Below are 18,243 nucleotides of genomic sequence, written 5' to 3' on the forward strand. Positions count from 1 at the left end.
GGCGGCTGTCAGGCGTTCACCCGGGCTTATGTCTCCGCCGCGGGAACGTCGCGTATGCAGATTCGCGTGTACGACGAGGGGGCTACCCAGGACTGCCTGCTCGTCCTCGGCTGGGGGAACCGGTGTCGACACCGGAACGTCCAGTGGCTCATCGACCAGCTTGCGGCAGCGTACCGCGTCCACGCCGTCGAACTGCCGACACACATCTCCGACTACCGGCGGGAGTGGGTCGGGCCGATTCAGGAGTACACTACCGACCTTGACAGGTTCGACCTGCTCGGGCACAGTGCGGGCGGGCTGACAGCGGCCCACCTCGACGCCGATGGCATCGGCAATCGGGTGTACCTGAGCCCATGGTGGGACAGTGACTTCCCGGTTCCGGGGCCGATGCTCGACGCTATCGCGTCCCTGCCAATCACGAGACCGTTCATCCCGATTGACACGCTGGACGCCGATTCTATCGGCGACTTGGCGACGGCCCGGCAGCTCGCGGACGCCCCGTCGTCGGTTTCACCCGCCTTCCTTCGGACGGTGCTGCGGGCACAGCGGTCGCTTCCCCCGGCCCGGGACGCCGCCGCGGCGTTTTGCTCGCTCACGGACACAGTCGTCGACCCGCGTGCCGTCGGCGAGCGCCTGCCGGCCGACCGCATCCGGCTGTACGACGGCGGCCACGAACTGTTCTCGTCCAGCGGCCGCGAGGACACCGTCGAGGTGGTCCTCGACGCGTTACAGCACGGCCCCGACATGCTGTGAGTGTGGCTGTGACCGATTCGGCACGACCTGGCCTGGCGGGGCCGAGACGAAACCCTCTCACCATTGCGGCCACGACTACTCGTCACGATGGAGTGCGACAAATGCGGCGAGAACGCGGTGTTACACGCGGCCTATTCCGGGCTTCACCTCTGTGAGTCTCATCTCTGCCGAGCGGTCACGAAACGGGTCCGCCGTCGCATCCGCGAGGACGGCCTCGTGTCCGACGACGCCACGGTCGAGGACCCAGAGACCTGGGTCATCGGCCTCTCGGGCGGCAAGGACAGCGTCGTCCTCACGCAGATTCTCCACGACACGTTCGCCGAGGACCCCCGCATCGAACTGGTCGCCCTTTCTATTCACGAGGGTATCGAGGGCTACCGCGACGCGAGTCTGGAGGCCTGCGAGGAGTTGACCGACGACCTCGGCATCGAACACGTCACCGTCTCCTACGCCGAGGAGTTCGGCGTCCAGATGGACGACGTCGTCGAGGACGACCCCGAGGGGATGGCCGCCTGTGCCTACTGCGGCGTGTTCCGTCGGGACCTCCTCTCGGAGTACGCCGAGGAACTCGACGCGGACAAACTGCTGACCGGCCACAACCTCGACGACGAGGCCGAGACGGCGCTGATGAACTTCCTCGAAGGCGACATCTCACAGATCGCCAAGCACTTCGAGGCGTCGCTCGGTCCGTTTGACTCGTCTGCGGACGCGCCTACAGAACAGACGCGCGAGGCGCAAGACCACCACATCCCCCGGGCGAAGCCGCTCCGTGACATCCCGGAGAAAGAGGTCGCGCTGTACGCTCGATTCAAAGACCTCCCAGCACACATCACCGAATGCCCCCACGCCGATGAGGCCTACCGCGGGGAGATTCAGGAGCTCATGCTCGGACTGGAGGAGAACCACCCCGGCACGCGTCACTCGATTATGGCTGGCTACGAGAAGCTCGCCGCGTTAGCCGCCGATACCTACGGCGGCGAGAACGGCGACACTGACTACGGCGAATGCGACAACTGCGGCTCGCCGACGGCGCGGGACCTCTGCCGGAAGTGTAATCTGCTGGACGCGCTGGAAGCGGTCTGAGCGAAGTCTCGTTTGTCAGACACCGCTGAGCAAAAGCGTCGCTCACGACCGAAAAACCGAAAGAAGAATTGCGGACGTCGCTACTTGTTCGTCCGGATGACGTCGAGTCCGTTGTTCTTCTCGCGCTGGTCCTGTCCGCCGTCAGTCTCGCTGTAGCCGGTGGTTCGACCGCCGCTGTTCTGACTCCCGCTGTTCGGGGCGGGGCTGTCGAAGCTCTCGACGTTGTCGGACGCGTCGAATGACGTGTCGTCACCGACTTCCTGAATCGCCTCGCGGGACTTGTTGGCCTGCTTCTGGGTCGTCGGACCGAGCACCTGGGCGGACTGGACGCCGGTCATGATAGCCATGACCCGCACCTTGCCCTTGTACTCTTCCTGAATCCGTGCGCCCCAGATGACGTTGGCGTCGGCCTCGAGCCGCTCGGTGATGTTCTGTGCGATGCCCTCGGCCTCCTTCAGCGTGAGGTCCGGGCCGCCGGTGATGTGGACCAGGCCGCCGCTCGCGCCGCGGTAGTCCACGTCGAGCAGCGGATGGTTCATCGCGTCCTTGACGACCTCTTCGGTCTTGTTCTTGTCCTGGGTCTCGCCGACCAGCATCACCGCGACGCCGCCCTGGTTCATGATGGATGTCATGTCGGCGTAGTCGAGGTTGATGAGGCTCGGCTGGGTGATGGTCTCGGAGATGCCCTTGACGGTCTCGGCGATGATCTGGTCCATCACGGAGAACGCCTTGCCGATGGGCAGGTTCGGGACGTAATCGAGCAGACGGTTGTTGTCCAGCACGATGATGGAGTCCGCTTCGTTGCGGAGCTTCTCCAAGCCTTCTTCGGCCTTGACCGTCCGCGCTCGCTCGACGTTGAACGGCGTCGACACCATGCCGACGACGATTGCGCCCTGTTCCTTGGCGATCTTCGAGACGACCGGGGCTGCACCGGTCCCGGTTCCGCCACCCATGCCGGCGGTGACGAACACGAGGTCAGCGTCGCCCAGCACTTCCTTGATGGTGCCCTGTGCCATCTCCGTGGCGCGCTCGCCCATCGACGGGTCGCCACCGGCACCGAGGCCGTTGGTGAGGGACTTGCCGACCAGAATCTTCGTGTCGGCTTCGATCATCTTGAGGTGCTGTTTGTCCGTGTTGATGGCCACGGTGTCAGCGCCCTCGACGCCGATGTTGTACAGGCGGTTGACGGTGTTGTTGCCGGCGCCACCACAGCCGACGATGACGATGCGCGGGTCTCCGAACCCGTCGACGTCCTCGTCGGACATCTTCTTCTTTTCTTGCTCGTCGCGTTCGAGGGCCTCGTTGACGATATCCTGCATCGTTACACCTTGGCCCAGGACCGCTTCTTTTCGGAGGCCTGTTCGGAGCCTTCCTCGGCGAGCATCTCCCGCACCGCCGAGCGAATCGCTTCGCTCCGATTGGGGTACTCGCCCGTCTCGACCATTTGTTCGACCTCTTCAATCTGCTGCTTCGGAATCCGTAGTGTCACACGCTCCATGTTTGGTAGTTTCCCCTTGGGTAAGACGGCCCGGACGGGACCTGTTTACGCCCCGCACGAGTGTTTACACAGCGAAACCGCAGTACGAGGGCGGCATCCCCTCGCGTTCGCCGCTGTGTAAGACGACCGTCTTACGCAGAATAAACCACTGACCCTGATGTATTAAAACTTACGGGCAGTGTCATACACTTTCCCGTTTACGGCATCTGAGGGTGTCTATCGCGTGCAAACGCTGATTTAGGTCTGGTCGAGGACATCCGCCGCAGGCGTTCGTCTCCCACAACCTGGGCAGAATCCCCAGTCCGACCGGAGTTCATCGCCGCAGTCACAGAACACCCGGCGGGACGCCTTCTCACCGCAGTTCGGGCAGTAAACGTGGTCAGAACCCAGGTTTTCACCACATTGCGCGCACGTCTTACGTTCCTCCGTCTCGGCTCTGTCCCGTGTTTCCGCTTCTGTCTTACGCCCGCTCGTATCAGACGTTTGACTTTCGCCGTGGGACCGTCCGCCCTCGGTGCTTTCCCCTCGGCCGCCGGCGCGCTGTCGGTCGGTTTCGGCGCTCGCTGCCCCCGCGCTTACGCCGTCTAACGAGATGTTTACGTTGACATCCTGCGGTTGCGAGCGGGGTTGTCGCGTTTGCAGCCGGTCGGCGATGATACTGTCGACGCGGTCTTCGATGAGCTCGTCGATCGTCTCGGCGTCGGTCACGGACTCCGACGCCGCCGACGGTGGCTCCGACGCTGACGGTGACGCGTCTCCGAGGTACTCCCGGAGCGCTTCGCGCATGACCTCGCTCTTCGAGGCGTCGAACGCCTCGAGTTGGTCGATGAGGTCGTCGTCAGCACGGAACGTTATCTTACTCATCGGGCTCGATGAGGGTATTATACAGGCTGGTATTTTAATCTTCCCGCGCTGTCTGACGCCCGTCAGCTACCGGCATGACGGCGTAAATCTCCTCCCGGTCGGATTCCGCTCGTAGACCGCTTTGACTTGTCTCTCGGAGGATCGGGAAGCGGGGTCAGACGTGTCTGACACCGGCCGGTGTGTCACCCCGCGTCGTGTGACCGTTCGGCGCACCCTCCGCGAATAACAATCCTTAAGTCTGGACGGCGGGGTATTTTCGGGTGTCGACCGCCCTTAGCTCAGACTGGTAGAGCAGTCGACTGTAGATCGACTTGTCCCCCGTTCAAATCGGGGAGGGCGGATTTTGGTATCCGAATCCGCGAGCGTAGCGAGTGCGATGAGGGTCGAAAATTCAACCGACCCGATTTCGTGCTCGGAGGGCGCGCGCAGCGAAGTGAGCACGTCCTCCGGTGTTCAAATCGGGGAGGGCGGACTTGGTTTTCAGCCGAACGATAGCTGATAGCGTACGCCACGTTTTCGTGGTGTAGAACTCCTCTATCTCTAGAACACGTCCTGTGCAGTGCTACCGAGCAAGACCTTCGAGACGCCCGAGCGCTTGCGTCCGCCGACGACGATCTCATCACTGTCCAGCTCTGTCGCGGTACGGACGATCTGTTGGGCAACGCCGCCGTCGGCAACCATTCGAGTCACGGAGACGCCGGCTTCTTCCAGTTGATCGGCTGCCTGGACGGCGGCGTCTACGTCACCGAACGCCACCTCCTCGGCATCGGCGAATTCGTCGGGCGGCATCACGTAGAGCACTGTCGCCTCGGCGGTTGCAGTGGCATCCGGGAGTCGTGAGACATAGCTTGCTTGATTCGATGCGCGCGCTTCGTTCCTGTCGACGGGTACGAGTACACTGTACATCTCCCCTAGATATGTTAGCTCAAGTGAACTAAACTATGACACAAATTCCCGCGGGGTAAGAAAACCAGTGTGGCAGCCCACGTCGACCGACCAGAGGCGCGGAATGTCCCGCTGTAACGCGCTCGAAGCAGCAGATGCCACGGCTCTCGAACCAGAACAAAAGCGCGGGGATCACGAGGGCTGTTGGAGATGAACCCGACAGAATCTCGAATCGAACTGCGCGTGTCGGCTTGGCGTGGCGTTAGAAGCGCTCGCTCATCGCCGCCAGCCCGGCGTCCACGTTTACGGCCGCGCCCTGCTCACCGAGCGCGTTGCCCAGCGCCGCGAGCAGGTAGCTGACGTTCTGCCGGCGGGCCGAATGACCCATACAGCCGATACGCCAGATATCCCCCTCCAGTGCGCCTAAGCCGCTGGCGATTTCGAGGTCATATTCGTCCAGCAGGTGTTGGATTACCGCGCCGTCGTCAACGCCGTCGGGCACGCGGACGGTGTTCAGGCTCGGGAGCCAGAAGTCGTCGGGGGCGTTCATCTCCAGTCCCATGCCCTCGACGCCGGCTTTCAGCGCGCCAGCGACACGCAGGTGGCGGTCCCAGCGTTCTTCGATGCCTTCCTCGGCGACGAGCCGAAGCGCCTCACGGAGCGCATACACGTTCGTAATCGGGGCCGTGTGGTGGTAGGCGCGCTCCTCGCCCCAGTACCCTTCCAGCAGCGAGATGTCCAGGTACCACGAGCGGGCCTCGGACTCGCGGGAGAGGACCTTGTCCATCGCGTCGTCGTTGAGCGTGAGCGGGCTCGCGCCCGGCGGACAGGAGAGGCACTTCTGGGGGCCGGAGTAGGCCACGTCGATGCCCCACTCGTCGACGCGGAGTTCGACGCCGCCCAGCGAGGTCACGCTGTCGGCGATGACCAGCGCGTCGTTCGCGTGGGCGATGTCCGTCAGCTCAGGCACCGACGGCTGGAGGACGCCGGTGCTGGTCTCGGCGTGGACGAATCCGAACACGTCCGGGCTGTGTTCGTCGAATGCCGCTTCGACCGCCGACGGGTCGAGCGGCTGGCCCCAGGGAGCGTCGACAGTGACGACGTCGCCGCCGGCTCGCTCGGCCATGCTCGCCATCCGGCCGCCGAAGTAGCCGTTCGTCGGGACGAGCATCGTATCGCCCGGTTCGACGACGTTGCCGATGGCGGCCTCCATCGCCGCGGAGCCGGTCCCGGAGACCGGAATCGTCCATTTGTTGTCCGTTCGGAACGTGTACCGGAGGAGGTCCTGGACCTCGTCCATGATCTCGATGAACGAGGGATCGAGGTGGCCGACCAGCGGCGTGCTCATCGCCTTGAGTACGCGCGGGTGCACGTCGCTCGGGCCGGGACCCATCAGTGTTCGATCCGGCGGTGTCAACTCACCGACAGCAGGTACCTCATCCATACCGTGTGTTACCCGGTGACTGGGCATTAAAATCCGCGGTCACGACTCTCTGGTCAGGGCAGGGTCGGCTTCACAACTTCGCTGGGACGACAACTCTCCAACTCCAAAAATATCCTTCAAACATCACTTTTGTGTTGCCAGTCACCAGCGACTACCACCCTCTCCCATAATCGTAACCGCAAGACAGCGCCGATATGAAGCGCATGAACGATCTGCCCTGTTTTTAGTCTCGTACTGCCAAGGGAGCGTGTGGTCGTCGATGGGATTGTTCGATAACGCTGCGTCCCCTGGGGAGGAACCGAGACGCCGGTACACCTGTCTGGTCTGCCAGGCGTCGTTCGACGTTCAGTACCACGCGTGTCCGGACTGTGGTGCGTACGACATCCGCCGGACGAAGTGGCTCACGTAGCCCCCGGCGTCCACGTTGGCACGTCCACCGGACTGCCTGCTATCGGGCTACACTGCCCTTTTTTAGATTGGTGCCGCGTACCACAGCCACCAAGTGACCGCCGACGGTACGGCTGTACGTGAACCGACGACAGTTAGGGACGACAGGGTACGACGTGACAGCTGTCGGACTTGGGACTTGGAATATCGGTGGTGACTGGGGCGACGTCTCGGCGGCGGAAGGACGGGAAACGATCCGCACGGCGCTCGACGCCGGCGTCGACTTCATCGACACTGCCGACGTGTACGGCGACGGCTTCAGCGAACAGCGCATCGCCGACGTGCTCGACGAACGCGAGGTCCGCGACGAGGTGACCGTCGCGACGAAGGTCGGTCGCCGACTCGACCCCCATACGGCCGAGCGCTACAACTACGACACCCTCTCCGAGCACGTCGACCGCTCGCGGGAGTACCTCGGGGTCGACACGCTCGAACTCCTGCAACTGCACTGCCCGCCGACGGACGCCTACTACCAGCCGGAGACGTTCGACGCCCTCGCGCAGCTGAAAGACGAGGGGAAGGTCGAGCACTGCGGCGTCAGCGTCGAACGGGTCGAGGAAGCGCTGAAAGCCATCGAGTACCCGGAAGTCGAGACGGTCCAGATTATCTTCAACATGTTCCGCCAGCGGCCCGCGGAGCGGTTCTTCGAGGCGGCCAAGCGCCGCGACGTCGGCGTCATCGTCCGCGTCCCGCTGGCCTCCGGACTCCTGACCGGCAACCTCTCCCGGGACACGGAGTTCCCCGAGAACGACCACCGGAACTTCAACATCGAGGGTGAGGCGTTCGACCGCGGCGAGACCTTCGCCGGCCTCCCGGTCGACGCGGGCTTCGACGCCGTCGACGAACTCCGCGGGCACGTCCCCGAACGGATGACGATGGCCCAGATGGCGCTGCGCTGGATTTTGGACCACGACGCGGTGTCGACCGTCATCCCCGGCTCGACGAACCCGGACCACGTTCGGGCGAACGCAGCGGTCAGCGAGATGGACCAGCTCTCGAATCAGGTCCACGGCGCGGTGCGTGACATCTACGAGGAGTACGTCTTCGACGACGTCCACCACCGCTGGTAGCCGCAGCAGGCTGGATCACTATCCAGGTCGGGTTCTTCTACTACGCCGGAACCGCTGGCCGGTACGCAGCCTACGGCTACCTCGGCGCGCTGCTCCTGTTTGTCACGGCGCTGTATCTGGCCGCCATCGTGTTGCTGCTCGGTGTCGTCGTCAACGCGACGCTGGACTGGTAGCGTCGGTGGGCCGGCCCCGTCAACGGCGCGCCTTGTACTGCGCGGACGCGGGTCCGTCGCGGCGGTTGCGTATGCAAGCACATCGGTGATGCCCGTACCGCCGGTAGCAACGACTGCAATGTCTACGATCCAACTGACCGACGACGACGTTGGCAAGACAGTTGTCACGAGTACCGGCGACGAAGTCGGCATCGTCAGCGGGTACAGATACGGCACCGCTCACGTCGACCCCGACCCCGGGCTGAAGACGACGCTCATGACGAAGCTCGGCTGGGAAGACACCGACGAGGATGACGGCTATCCGTTACAGGCCGACGCCGTCGAGACGATTACCGAAGACGAAATCCATCTCAGCTCGGGCCTGTAAGGAATCCGGGACTGTTAGACGGACGTATCGAGGACCAATGCCGGGTGGGCAAACCCGGCGTGAAACCGTCCCGTACAGGGGAGCATGGGACGGTGGGCGTCGGGAGAGTACGAGCACGCACTGTGCTCGCATACAGTCTTCCGTGCGATCCGATGTTTGTTATACAGCTCTTTACGTGGTGACAGTGGACAGGCTGGGCGACAGGGGGACGCTACTGCACTTCGGTCACGTCAACTGGAAATACATCGCCGTTGCACACCGAAACTGGTGCTCCGGCAGGTGTTACAGCCGTGGGCTCCGATCATCATGACCGGTTCCGGCGAACTAGCCACCCGCTACCGGCCGGACTGTGGTGAATCACTCTTCGGTGGTGAGTTTCGGACCGGGCTTCCAGGTGTTGCCTTCGAGGACAACGAGGTCGTAGCGTTCGAGCACCTGCAGCGTATCGACGACCGCCTGGGCGTCGAAGGAGACCGTCATATCCTCGGGCAGCTGCTGGGCAATTGCACTGCGTGTCCCACCGTCCATCCGGACCACCGTGTCAAGCAACTGTTCGAGGTCGTCGAGTAGCGAGACGAGCGACGTCGACCCCTCGTCTTCTGTCGCCAGTTTCGACATGACTTCGTCGTAATTCCCCGATATCTCCATCGATACTGACACGGTCTCGTCTTCGATGTCTTCTTCGTCTCCCATAGGGGCAAATATATGCACACTTGTAGAAATACGTTTCCATATTTGTTACAACAGACGCATTTACCGGCTGTTTCACTGCAAAAGCGAGTTGTATGGATGTTATTAGGAGTCCAATATGTGTAGTTATAATTGCGTTCGAGAACGCTCTTTAGTCTAATATAGATCCAAAATCATCTATTCTGTAGTAGAATCTACCTATCTACTCTCCAAATATCGGAGTTATTGAATATACGTCGGATATTTATATCTATATTCTCAACCAAATCTGGTACCGTGGTCTCGGTAATATCACACCACCAAAGACGCACTGCCCTGTTGTGATCGTTCGGATAAGTCGAACGATATCAAAAGCGCCTGCGTCGTAGCGTAAGCACGGCCCAGTGGCAGCTAACTAGTCCACGTCAACTGGTACCCTGCTGCTGGGCCGGTGTATCCGCTCCCACCAGCGACACACGCTCGGGCAGTCTGTCCTCACTTGTCCTGTCGGATAACAAAAGTACGGTTATTATTCCTCTGTACTGAACAGTCTCCTGTCTCTCCCGCTGGCGGGGCTATCGGCGAGCCACGGTGCCGTGGAACACTGCCAGTTTCAGCATACGGAACAAACAGCGCCTCGATCGTGTTTACTCCCGGTGCGCTCTGTGTTTGCCGGCAATGGACTGTCATGATAGGAGACAGCGGCAAGCGCGTACAGCTACATATCGCCCATTTCGCGGGACGGTGTAGTCCGATGGATGGCCTTCCGTTGCGTTCACTGTATTCGGTATCTGTTCGAGAATACGAACCGTCGACAGCGGGCACTCAGTGGCCGTATGCTCCGCAACCGGGGCACGCAGAAGACACAGTCGACCAAATCTATATTTGGGTGGCCGTCACACATCGAATATGGCGTTTAGCTTGACGGCCGAGCAGACGGCAGTCCGAGAAGCGGTGCGTGAATTCGGCGAGAACGAGATCGAGCCGCTCGGAAAGGAATGCGACAGGGAGAAGCGCTACCCGGAGGAACTGATGGAGCAGGCGGCACAGTACGACCTCATCGCGCCGGAAGTCCCCGAGAAGTACGGCGGCTCGGGGATGGACAGCCTCACCGGCGTCGTCGTCACCGAGGAGCTGTGGCGGGCCGACCCGGGTATCGGGAGCGCCATCGGCTCCCGTGGCTTCGGTTCGAGCATGATCCAGAAGTACGGCGACGAGTGGATGAAAGAGGAGTGGCTGCCGAAAATCACTAGCGGGAAGTCGGCGTGTGCCAGCGCTATCAGCGAACCCGCCCACGGCTCGAACGTGGCCGGCATCGAGACCTACGCCGAACGCGACAGCGACGGCTGGGTGCTTAACGGTAACAAGATGTGGATTACGAACGGCACCGTCGCCGACGTGATGGTCGTGATTGCCAAGACCGACCCCGACGCCGGCCACGAGGGCATCAGCGCGTTCCTCGTGCCGACGGACACCGACGGCCTGGAGGCCGAGAAAATCGACAACAAGCTCGGCATCCGCGCGTCGGACCTGGCCGAAATCATCATCGACGACGTTCGCGTCCCCGAGGAGAACCTCGTCGGCGAGGAGGGCGCTGGCTTCTACCAGCTGATGGACTTCTTCGCGAGCGGGCGAGCGAATGTCGCCGCGCAAGCCGTCGGCACCGCTCAGGCCGCTCTCGACGACTCGGTGCAGTACGCGAACGAGCGTGAGCAGTTCGGCCAGCCAATCAGCGAGTTCCAGGCCATCGAACACAAAATCGCGGAGATGGCGACGAACGTCGAGGCCGCCCGGTCGCTCACCTACCGCGCCGCCAGCGCCATCGACGAGGACAATCTCGACGTTGCGACGAAGTGGGCCAGCATGGCGAAGTTGTTCGCCAGCGAGCACGCCGTCGACGTGGCCGACGAGGCGATTCAGGTCCACGGCGGCGCGGGCTACGTCACCGACCACAACGTCGAGCGCTACTACCGCGACGCCCGTATCACCAAAATCTACGAGGGGACCAGCGAGATTCAGAAGAACATCATCGCCGACCGCGTGCTGTGAGACTGCACTGCGGCTGAGAGACCGCGCAGCCTACCGCCGGAGCGTCAGGAACTCGGCCGAAAAGACGGCTTCGTCGGCCTGATTCAGCGCGGTGACCTCAGTCCGGACGACGCCCGTCGCAACCGGGTGGTCTCGCCGCTCCTTGTCGACAATCTCGGCCTCGACGTGAATCGTGTCCCCCAGAAACACCGGCTTGACGAACCGGAGGCGGTCGAGCCCGTAGAACGCGACCATGTGCCGCTTTTCCGCCTCGTCGCGGGCCTGCCACAGCAGGCCAGTGACGACCGAGAACACCAGTGCGCCGTGGGCGATGCGCTCGCCGTACCCCGAGTCGGCCATCCGCTCTGCGTTCGTGTGGAGGTGATTGAAGTCCCCGCTGACGCCCGCGAAGTTGACCACGTCGGCCTCGGTGATGGTTCGCCCCGACGTGGTGAAGCCGTCGCCGACTTCGACCGCGTCGAACTCACCGGCCATTGTACCGTCCCTCGCAAGCGACTGCGGAACGACGCTTCGGTTTCTGGTCGAGTTGCCACTGCCGCGTCCGCACCCGCCGGTTCCGGAGCGGTCTGCTACTGTTGCTGGACATGCACGTCGTCACCGTGTCCCGCGCCGGTGATAACGTTACCGGGGCTCCCCGGTCGTTCTCCCACTACCACGGAGTTGCGCAACAGCCACAGCCGACGCTAGCTGTTCAACTATATTCAACGGAACCCGGCAGAGAGCACTCAGGACGTAGCTTTATTGGGGATGCCCGAGATGTCCGAAGCGATGTCAAAGCCACACACGGAGCGGTTTAGTCTGGAGGGCCAGCGGGCGATTATCACGGGCGCATCGAGCGGCATCGGCCGGGCAATCGCAGAGGAGTTCGCGGCCGACGGGGCGGACGTGGTTGTCTGCTCGCGCGAGCAGGACAACGTCGGCCCCGTCGCCGACGAGATCAACGACAGCGACCGGCCCGGCGAGGCGGTCGCTATCGAATGCGACGTGACAGACCGCGAGGCCGTCGAGGCGCTGGTGGAGGCGACCGTCGACGAGTTCGGCGGGCTGGACGTGCTCGTGAACAACGCCGGCGCGAGTTTCATGGCCGGGTTCGACGACATCAGCGAGAACGGCTGGAAAACCATCGTCGACATCAACCTCCACGGGACCTACCACTGCACGCAGGCGGCCGGCGACGCACTGGCCGACGGCGACGGCGGGACGGTCATCAACCTCTCCAGCGTCGCCGGCGAACAGGGCGCGCCGTACATGAGCCACTACGGGGCCGCCAAGGCCGGCGTCAGCAACCTCACGTCGACGCTGTCGGCGGAGTGGGCTGACCGCGACATCCGCATCAACTGCATCGCGCCGGGCTTCGTCGCCACGCCGGGCGTCGAGTCACAGATGGGCGTCAGCGCCGACAACATCGACCGCGAGGCCGTCGAGCGCCGCATCGGCCTCTCGGAGGAAATCGCCGACATCGCACTGTTTCTCGCCAGCCCGGCGTCGTCGTATATCGTCGGCCAGACCATCACGGCCGCCGGCGTCCCGCGGCTCGAAGAGACGCCCGACATCTGAGCGCCGGGAGTTCCAGCAACGACGGCCGGAGGCCGCGGCGTCACTCCCGCTCCGAGATTCCGAGCCAGTCCGGCAACTCTCGCAGGTCGTCGAGCGCGATGTCCACGGCGGGTCCGTCCTCAGCCCCGTAGGCGACCGTCCACAGTCCCGCCTCCGTCCCGCCGTCCATGTCGTGCTCGTAGCGATCACCGATCATCACGGCCTGTGCCGGTGCGACCTCGGCCTTTTCCAGCGCCGTTTCGAACATCGCCGGGTCCGGCTTGGTCCGACCGACGGCCTCCGAGGCGGTGTACGAATCCATCGCGTCCCAGACGCCGAAAGCCCGAAGCAATTGCTCGCCCTCGTCGTCGTCCACGTCACTGATGACACCCTGATGGAGCGGCGCGTCTGCCACGGCCTCGATGGCAGCGATGGCGTCGGGATTGGGTTCGGCCCGTTCGTCGCGGATTCTCCGGAACAGCGATTCCCACTCGGTTTCCTCAGGGTCGACTGTCAGAATTTCGTCGACTGCCAGCCGGTAGCCCTCGCGGGCCGGCCGGAACGCCGTCCCGTCGCGCTCGCGGAAGTACGTTCCGAGGACCGACCGCCACTGTTCGAGGGCCGCGTCGGAATCCACGGCCCCTGGATACTCCGCACACAACTGCTCGACAAACTCGCGGTGGGCCGCCCGGACTGACTCCATCCGAAGGATGACGCCCCCGATGTCCCAGAAGACGGCCTCGACGTCTGGACTCTCGCTCACGGCAGCGGCTTGGACTGGCCCGGGTATGAAACTACCGCCGACGCTCGGTGTCGTGGTGGGGACGCCGTGATGACGTACCGGAACACGATTCCGGAAAATAAACGAGCGACCACGCGTTCGCTGTGCTCCAACACTTATGATGTCGACGTGCGAGAACGAGACTGTGCCATGATATCGTTCACCGATTCCGAGGCCGCGACTGAACTCGCCGAGCGCGCCAGAGCGTTGATGGACGAGGTCGTCATTCCGCGGGAGCGCGAACTCGCAGGCGGGACGACTATCTCCGACGCAACAGTTCGTGACCTCCGCGCGGCCGCGCGAGAGTACGACGTGTACGCCCCCCAGATAGCCGAGGAACACGGCGGCATGGGCTATGACTTCCGGGACGTGTTGCCGACGTTCGAGGAAGCGGGTCGAAGCCTCCTCGGCCCGATTGCGATGCGAGTGGACGCGCCCGACGAGGGGAACATGCACCTGCTGGAGATGCAAGGGACGGACCTCCAGAAATCGGAGTACCTCGACCCGCTCGTCGAGGGCGAGATACAGTCGGGCTTCGCGATGACGGAGCCGATGCAGGGCGCGGGCTCGGACCCGAAGATGATACGCACCACGGCGCAGAAGGACGGCGACGAGTGGGTCATCGACGGCCACAAGTGGTGGACTACCGGCGGCGTCGATGCCGACATCCTGCTCGTCTTCGCTTGGACGGACGAGGACGTGCATCCGTATCAGGGGTGTTCAGTGTTCATCGTCCCGGCCGACGCCGACGGCGTGGACATCGTTCGGAACGTCCCGCACATGGGCAGCCAGGGCGACCCGAAGGGCCACGCCGAAATCGAGTTCAACGGCGTTCGCGTCCCCGAGGAGCACCTGCTGGGCGAGGAGGGCAACGGTTTCCAGCACGTCCAGCAGCGCCTCGGCCCGGCGCGGCTCACCCACTGCATGCGTTTCTCGGGGATGGCCGAGCGGGCGCTGTCCATCGCCAAGGCCTACACCACCGAGCGCCAGGCCTTCGGCGACTCCGTGGCCGACAAACAGCACGTCCGCTTTGAAATCGCCGAACAGGAGACACAGATTCAGGCCGCGCGAGCGCTGGTCCGGGCCGCCGCAGACGCCATCTCGGCCGGGCAGGAGGCCCGCGTCGAGGTGTCGATGAGCAAGGTGTTCGCCGCCCGGGCGACCCAGGACGCCATCGACACCGCGGTCCAGTTCTGCGGCGGCAACGGCATCGGACGGGACCTCCCGCTGGCGGACTTCTACGAACTGGTCAGGACGTTCCGCATCGTCGACGGCGCCGACGAGGTCCACCTGCGTACCATCGCCCGTGAGGCGTTCGAGGACGTGGACAGCGACGAGCTGGAGCCAGTCCGTCGCTACCGGGAGTAGAACGCGGGCCGCCAGCGGAACGGGTCGCTATTGCCCCTCGAACTCCGGTTCGCGGTCGGCCGCGAAGGCCGCCGTTCCTTCTTCGACGTCGTCGGTCGTCAGCAGGAGCGCGAAGGCCTGGCTCTCCATTTCGAGGCCGGCGTCGAGGCTCTCGTCAGCGCCCTCGTTCATCACGCGCTTGGCCTTCCGCAGGGCAATCGGCGGCCCGGAGACGAGGTCCTCGACGAACGCCCCGACTACGCTGTCGAATTCGTCGGCGTCGACGGCCCGGTTGATGAGTCCCCAGTCGGCCGCCCGCTCGGCGGAGATGTGCTCGCCGCGGAAGACGAGTTCCTTCGCTCGGGCGTCGGTCAACATCCGAATCGCGCGCTGTGTCCCGCCGCCCCCGGGCAGCAGGCCGAGCGTGATTTCGGGGAAGCCGAACTCCGAGTCGGTCGTCGCCACCCGGAGGTCACAGGCCAGGGCGAGTTCCAGCCCCGCGCCGAGACAGTAGCCGTCGATGCGCGCCAGCGTCGGCCGGGGGTACTCCGCGACGGTCGTGAACACTTCTGTCGGCTCCGAAGTCTGTGCGGGGTCACGGTCCGCGAAGCCGGAGATGTCGGCCCCGGCGGAGAAGGCGCGGTCGCCGGCCCCTTCGAACACGACGGCCCGAACTTCGTCGTCGTCGACAGATGAGAGCAGATCCACGACCTCGTCGGCGAGCGTTTCGCTGATGGCGTTCATCCGCGACGGGCGGTCGAGTTCCACCTCCAGCAGCCCGTCGTCGTCGAGCGCCCAGTTGATGGTGTGGTAGTCGCTCGGCCCGTCGCCGGTGCTGTATTCGTGGAAGCCCCGGCCTGCTTCCTTGCCGGTGTGGCCGGCCTCGACGAGTTCGACGAGGTAATCAGCCGGCTCGTAGCGGTCGTCGCCGTGTTCGTCGTGGAGCGTCCGGAGCTTTTCGAGGATTGTATCGAGGCCGATGTCGTCGGCCCGCCGGCAGGTTCCCTCGGGGAAGCCCGCACCGAGCTGCATCCCCGTGTCGATGGCCTCCGGGGTCGCCACACCGTCGCCGACGAGCTTCGCCGCCTCGTTTGCCATCACTGCTTCGACGCGGAGATGGTCGAAGCCGTCGGCGTCCTCCGGGACGTAATCCGGGCCGTCGCCGTCGTCGTAGTCGTAGTACCCCTCGCCGGTCTTGCGGCCGAGCTTCTCGTTTGCAACTTTCTCTTCCATGATGGGCGGAATCGGCGTCTCGGCCTCCTTGCGGACGTGGTAGCCGATGTCGATGCCGGTCAGGTCGCCGAGTTCGAACGGCCCCATCGGATAGCCCCGCTCGTGGACCATCGCGGCGTCGGCCTGGCGGATGGTCGCCTCGCCCGTCGAGACCATCCAGGCCGGCTCGCTCATGAACGGTCCGAGGACGGAGTTGACGACGAACCCGCGCACGTCCTTGCGGACGTAAATCGGCGTCTTGCCGATGGACTCGACGAACTCGTAGCCGGCCTCGGCCGTCTCGTCGGTCGTCGCCTCGCCGTAGATGACCTCGACGAGGTCCATCTTCACCGGCGGATTGAAGAAGTGCAGGCCCAGCACCGATTCCGGCCGCTCCGTCGCCGCGGCGATTTCTGTGATGGACAGCGAGGAGCTGTTCGTCGCCAGCAGCGCATCCTCGGGCGCTGCGGCGTCGACGGACTCGAAGATGTCCTGTTTCACCGAGAGCTGTTCCGGGCCGGCCTCGATGACGAGGTCCGCGTCGCTGACCGCCGCCTCCAGGTCCGTCGTCGTCCCGATGCGCGCCGCCACGTCGTCGGGGTCCTCGTCGAGTCGCCCCTTCTCAGCGAGCTTTTCGAGCGACCACTCGATTGAGTCGTAGCCGTCCTCGACGAGGTCTTCATCGATGTCACGCAGCACTACGTCGTAGCCAGCGATGGCCGTGACCTCGGCGATGCCGTGACCCATCGTTCCCGCACCGAGCACTGCCACTGTCGCTATCTCTGTCTGGTCCGCTATCATACGCGTAGTGTCTACTGCAACACATATCAATCATCCCCCTAGCAGCAATCGTGGCTGGTGGTGTTGGTCACGGTGTCATCAGCCAGTCGGGGCTTTCTGGCTGTTTCAATCCACTTCAGGAAACCCGTCCACTCGCCCGGCAGATAATCTCAATCGTCTCTCTTCGTTTTCAGAGCGGTTCGTCGCCCTCGATAATCCGGATCGCGCGGTCGGCCAGCGCCGGGACGCGGTTCTCCATCAGGGGATAGAACGGGTCGTCGGCGTTCCCCTCCAGATAGCGGCGGTAGAACATCTCGCCGAGGGCGGCGAGCTTGTACACGGCGAGCGTGCGGTAGAACCGCTCGTGTTCGAAAGTAAGGCCCGTCTGGGCTTCCCAGCGGTCGACCAGGTCTTGCCGGGTCAGATACCCCGGCGCTTCGATAAACTCCATTGCGAGGTCGGGAATCTCCGGCTTCGGGTCCTTGGCGTCGCGCCAGTACGAGAGCAGCCAGCCGAGGTCGGCCCGTGGGTCGCCCAGTGTCGCCATCTCCCAGTCGAAGACAGCGGCGAGTTCGGGGTCAGCACCGGGGCCGAACATCACGTTGTCGAGTTTGTAATCGCCGTGAACCAGTGTCTCCGGGTGGTCGTCGGGGCACTCGTCCTGTAGCCACGAGCCGACCCGCTCCAGTTCGGGGATGGTACGGGACTCGGCCGTCCGCTCGAACGCCCACGCCAGTTGTTTCCCCCAGCGCGTGACCTGCCGCTTCGCATACCCTCTCGCATGGCCGAGGTCGGACAGGCCGACGGATTCGGGGTCCACTTCGTGGATGGCCGCGAGGGTGTCCACCAGTTCGGTGCCGACGGCCTCCCGAGCGTCGTCGTTTGCGAAGCGTTCCGGCTCTTCGTCTCGGATGACGGTCCCCTCGACGCGGGCCATGACGTAGAAATCGCTCCCGATGACCTCGTGGTCATCGCAGGCTGTCACCGTCGGCGGGACCGGCACGGCTGTGTCCTGTAGCGCGTCGATGACGCGATACTCCCGCAACACGTCGTGGGCCGTCTCGGCGGTCTGGCCCGGCGGGGGCCGCCTGACGACCAGTTCCCGGTCGCCCCAGGTAACAAACAGCGTTTCGTTGGAGTGGCCTTGCTCGTGGCGCGCAACGTCGAACGTCTCGACCGGTCCTATTTCCCTCGTGAAAAACGATTCGAGGGCGTCCTCGTCGACCAGCCGTTGGTAGTAGTCGCTGCTGCGTTCCGTCATGGCACCTGCTTCACCCCCCTGTTA

The 18,243-nt window shown here is 63.8% G+C and carries 18 protein-coding genes and 1 tRNA gene; 9 read left to right on the top strand and 10 right to left on the bottom strand.

The genetic code is table 11. The features are described from left to right. The first annotated feature begins 54 nt into the window (after window positions 1–54). On the top strand, window positions 55–753 hold the full coding sequence (locus VI234_RS00645; RefSeq protein WP_336328972.1) for an alpha/beta hydrolase: 699 nt from the start codon (window positions 55–57) through the stop codon (window positions 751–753). An 87-nt stretch (window positions 754–840) separates the two neighbouring features. Beyond that, window positions 841–1,836: a tRNA 2-thiolation protein NcsA gene (gene ncsA, locus VI234_RS00650; RefSeq protein WP_008308109.1), complete on the top strand. Its 996-nt coding sequence runs from the start codon at window positions 841–843 to the stop codon at window positions 1,834–1,836. A gap of 80 nt (window positions 1,837–1,916) precedes the next feature. Here the strand turns inward: ncsA and ftsZ are convergent, their stop codons facing one another. From ftsZ to VI234_RS00665, 3 genes are all read right to left on the bottom strand, one after another. Continuing rightward, window positions 1,917–3,155 carry a cell division protein FtsZ gene (gene ftsZ / locus VI234_RS00655; protein WP_005537569.1) on the bottom strand — a complete coding sequence of 413 codons (1,239 nt, stop codon included), beginning with the start codon at window positions 3,153–3,155 and terminating at the stop codon, window positions 1,917–1,919. A 2-nt stretch (window positions 3,156–3,157) separates the two neighbouring features. After that, window positions 3,158–3,334 (bottom strand): ribbon-helix-helix domain-containing protein, encoded by a 177-nt coding sequence (locus tag VI234_RS00660; protein WP_004515010.1) that lies wholly within the window; start codon window positions 3,332–3,334, stop codon window positions 3,158–3,160. Between the two features lie 237 nt (window positions 3,335–3,571). Next, window positions 3,572–4,198 carry a double zinc ribbon domain-containing protein gene (locus VI234_RS00665; RefSeq protein ID WP_336328973.1) on the bottom strand — a complete coding sequence of 209 codons (627 nt, stop codon included), beginning with the start codon at window positions 4,196–4,198 and terminating at the stop codon, window positions 3,572–3,574. 267 nt (window positions 4,199–4,465) lie between these two features. Between VI234_RS00665 and VI234_RS00670 the strand changes: the two genes are divergently transcribed. Further along, window positions 4,466–4,539, top strand: a tRNA-Tyr gene (locus tag VI234_RS00670). Window positions 4,540–4,738: 199 nt separating this feature from the next. On the opposite strand, the gene VI234_RS00675 is transcribed toward VI234_RS00670, so the two are convergent. Both VI234_RS00675 and VI234_RS00680 read right to left on the bottom strand, forming a co-directional pair. Then, window positions 4,739–5,104 carry a universal stress protein gene (locus VI234_RS00675; RefSeq protein WP_336328974.1) on the bottom strand — a complete coding sequence of 122 codons (366 nt, stop codon included), beginning with the start codon at window positions 5,102–5,104 and terminating at the stop codon, window positions 4,739–4,741. A 241-nt stretch (window positions 5,105–5,345) separates the two neighbouring features. After that, the gene (locus tag VI234_RS00680) at window positions 5,346–6,527 is read right to left on the bottom strand and encodes a pyridoxal-phosphate-dependent aminotransferase family protein (RefSeq protein ID WP_008308121.1); all 1,182 of its coding nucleotides are present in this window, start codon (window positions 6,525–6,527) and stop codon (window positions 5,346–5,348) included. A 259-nt stretch (window positions 6,528–6,786) separates the two neighbouring features. Here VI234_RS00680 and VI234_RS00685 point away from each other — a divergent pair, with 259 nt between their 5' ends. From VI234_RS00685 to VI234_RS00700, 3 genes are all read left to right on the top strand, one after another. After that, window positions 6,787–6,936: a hypothetical protein gene (locus VI234_RS00685; protein WP_008308122.1), complete on the top strand. Its 150-nt coding sequence runs from the start codon at window positions 6,787–6,789 to the stop codon at window positions 6,934–6,936. 118 nt (window positions 6,937–7,054) lie between these two features. Next, window positions 7,055–8,044: an aldo/keto reductase gene (locus VI234_RS00690; protein WP_008308123.1), complete on the top strand. Its 990-nt coding sequence runs from the start codon at window positions 7,055–7,057 to the stop codon at window positions 8,042–8,044. A gap of 291 nt (window positions 8,045–8,335) precedes the next feature. Next, the gene (locus tag VI234_RS00700; RefSeq protein ID WP_442905012.1) at window positions 8,336–8,584 is read left to right on the top strand and encodes a PRC-barrel domain containing protein; all 249 of its coding nucleotides are present in this window, start codon (window positions 8,336–8,338) and stop codon (window positions 8,582–8,584) included. Between the two features lie 357 nt (window positions 8,585–8,941). On the opposite strand, the gene VI234_RS00705 is transcribed toward VI234_RS00700, so the two are convergent. After that, a complete protein-coding gene (locus VI234_RS00705; RefSeq protein ID WP_008308126.1) occupies window positions 8,942–9,277 on the bottom strand; it encodes a hypothetical protein in 336 nt (111 codons plus the stop codon). 885 nt (window positions 9,278–10,162) lie between these two features. Between VI234_RS00705 and VI234_RS00710 the strand changes: the two genes are divergently transcribed. After that, on the top strand, window positions 10,163–11,302 hold the full coding sequence (locus tag VI234_RS00710) for an acyl-CoA dehydrogenase family protein (protein ID WP_008308127.1): 1,140 nt from the start codon (window positions 10,163–10,165) through the stop codon (window positions 11,300–11,302). A gap of 30 nt (window positions 11,303–11,332) precedes the next feature. Here the strand turns inward: VI234_RS00710 and VI234_RS00715 are convergent, their stop codons facing one another. Further along, entirely contained in the window at window positions 11,333–11,776 is a 444-nt protein-coding gene (locus VI234_RS00715; RefSeq protein WP_336328976.1) for a MaoC family dehydratase, read from the bottom strand. 273 nt (window positions 11,777–12,049) lie between these two features. On the opposite strand from VI234_RS00715, the gene VI234_RS00720 reads away from it, so the two are divergent. Beyond that, window positions 12,050–12,859 carry an SDR family NAD(P)-dependent oxidoreductase gene (locus VI234_RS00720; RefSeq protein WP_008308129.1) on the top strand — a complete coding sequence of 270 codons (810 nt, stop codon included), beginning with the start codon at window positions 12,050–12,052 and terminating at the stop codon, window positions 12,857–12,859. Between the two features lie 40 nt (window positions 12,860–12,899). On the opposite strand, the gene VI234_RS00725 is transcribed toward VI234_RS00720, so the two are convergent. Then, window positions 12,900–13,601, bottom strand: coding sequence for an HAD family hydrolase (locus VI234_RS00725; protein WP_336328977.1), 702 nt, complete (start codon window positions 13,599–13,601; stop codon window positions 12,900–12,902). Between the two features lie 168 nt (window positions 13,602–13,769). Here VI234_RS00725 and VI234_RS00730 point away from each other — a divergent pair, with 168 nt between their 5' ends. Continuing rightward, window positions 13,770–14,987: an acyl-CoA dehydrogenase family protein gene (locus tag VI234_RS00730; protein WP_336328978.1), complete on the top strand. Its 1,218-nt coding sequence runs from the start codon at window positions 13,770–13,772 to the stop codon at window positions 14,985–14,987. A gap of 27 nt (window positions 14,988–15,014) precedes the next feature. Here VI234_RS00730 and VI234_RS00735 read toward each other — a convergent pair whose 3' ends face one another. Further along, the gene (locus VI234_RS00735; RefSeq protein ID WP_336328979.1) at window positions 15,015–16,979 is read right to left on the bottom strand and encodes a 3-hydroxyacyl-CoA dehydrogenase/enoyl-CoA hydratase family protein; all 1,965 of its coding nucleotides are present in this window, start codon (window positions 16,977–16,979) and stop codon (window positions 15,015–15,017) included. Window positions 16,980–17,148: 169 nt separating this feature from the next. Further along, the gene (locus tag VI234_RS00740) at window positions 17,149–18,219 is read right to left on the bottom strand and encodes a phosphotransferase family protein (protein WP_336328980.1); all 1,071 of its coding nucleotides are present in this window, start codon (window positions 18,217–18,219) and stop codon (window positions 17,149–17,151) included. Between the last annotated feature and the right edge of the window lie 24 nt (window positions 18,220–18,243).

The sequence above is a fragment of the Haloarcula sp. CGMCC 1.2071 genome (assembly GCF_037078445.1).
In the GTDB taxonomy this organism is placed as follows: Archaea; Halobacteriota; Halobacteria; order Halobacteriales; family Haloarculaceae; genus Haloarcula; species Haloarcula amylolytica.

Excerpts from the sequence above, each read along its gene's own strand:
- VI234_RS00705 (WP_008308126.1), bottom strand. The coding sequence starts at position 9,277 with ATGGGAGACGAAGAAGACATCGAAGACGAGACCGTGTCAGTATCGATG.
- VI234_RS00675 (WP_336328974.1), bottom strand. The coding sequence starts at position 5,104 with ATGTACAGTGTACTCGTACCCGTCGACAGGAACGAAGCGCGCGCATCG.
- VI234_RS00645 (WP_336328972.1), top strand. The coding sequence starts at position 55 with ATGCAGATTCGCGTGTACGACGAGGGGGCTACCCAGGACTGCCTGCTC.
- VI234_RS00680 (WP_008308121.1), bottom strand. The coding sequence starts at position 6,527 with ATGGATGAGGTACCTGCTGTCGGTGAGTTGACACCGCCGGATCGAACA.
- VI234_RS00665 (WP_336328973.1), bottom strand. The coding sequence starts at position 4,198 with ATGAGTAAGATAACGTTCCGTGCTGACGACGACCTCATCGACCAACTC.
- VI234_RS00660 (WP_004515010.1), bottom strand. The coding sequence starts at position 3,334 with ATGGAGCGTGTGACACTACGGATTCCGAAGCAGCAGATTGAAGAGGTC.
- VI234_RS00740 (WP_336328980.1), bottom strand. The coding sequence starts at position 18,219 with ATGACGGAACGCAGCAGCGACTACTACCAACGGCTGGTCGACGAGGAC.
- VI234_RS00710 (WP_008308127.1), top strand. The coding sequence starts at position 10,163 with ATGGCGTTTAGCTTGACGGCCGAGCAGACGGCAGTCCGAGAAGCGGTG.
- VI234_RS00700 (WP_442905012.1), top strand. The coding sequence starts at position 8,336 with ATGTCTACGATCCAACTGACCGACGACGACGTTGGCAAGACAGTTGTC.
- ncsA (WP_008308109.1), top strand. The coding sequence starts at position 841 with ATGGAGTGCGACAAATGCGGCGAGAACGCGGTGTTACACGCGGCCTAT.
- ftsZ (WP_005537569.1), bottom strand. The coding sequence starts at position 3,155 with ATGCAGGATATCGTCAACGAGGCCCTCGAACGCGACGAGCAAGAAAAG.
- VI234_RS00685 (WP_008308122.1), top strand. The coding sequence starts at position 6,787 with ATGGGATTGTTCGATAACGCTGCGTCCCCTGGGGAGGAACCGAGACGC.
- VI234_RS00730 (WP_336328978.1), top strand. The coding sequence starts at position 13,770 with ATGATATCGTTCACCGATTCCGAGGCCGCGACTGAACTCGCCGAGCGC.
- VI234_RS00720 (WP_008308129.1), top strand. The coding sequence starts at position 12,050 with ATGCCCGAGATGTCCGAAGCGATGTCAAAGCCACACACGGAGCGGTTT.
- VI234_RS00735 (WP_336328979.1), bottom strand. The coding sequence starts at position 16,979 with ATGATAGCGGACCAGACAGAGATAGCGACAGTGGCAGTGCTCGGTGCG.
- VI234_RS00715 (WP_336328976.1), bottom strand. The coding sequence starts at position 11,776 with ATGGCCGGTGAGTTCGACGCGGTCGAAGTCGGCGACGGCTTCACCACG.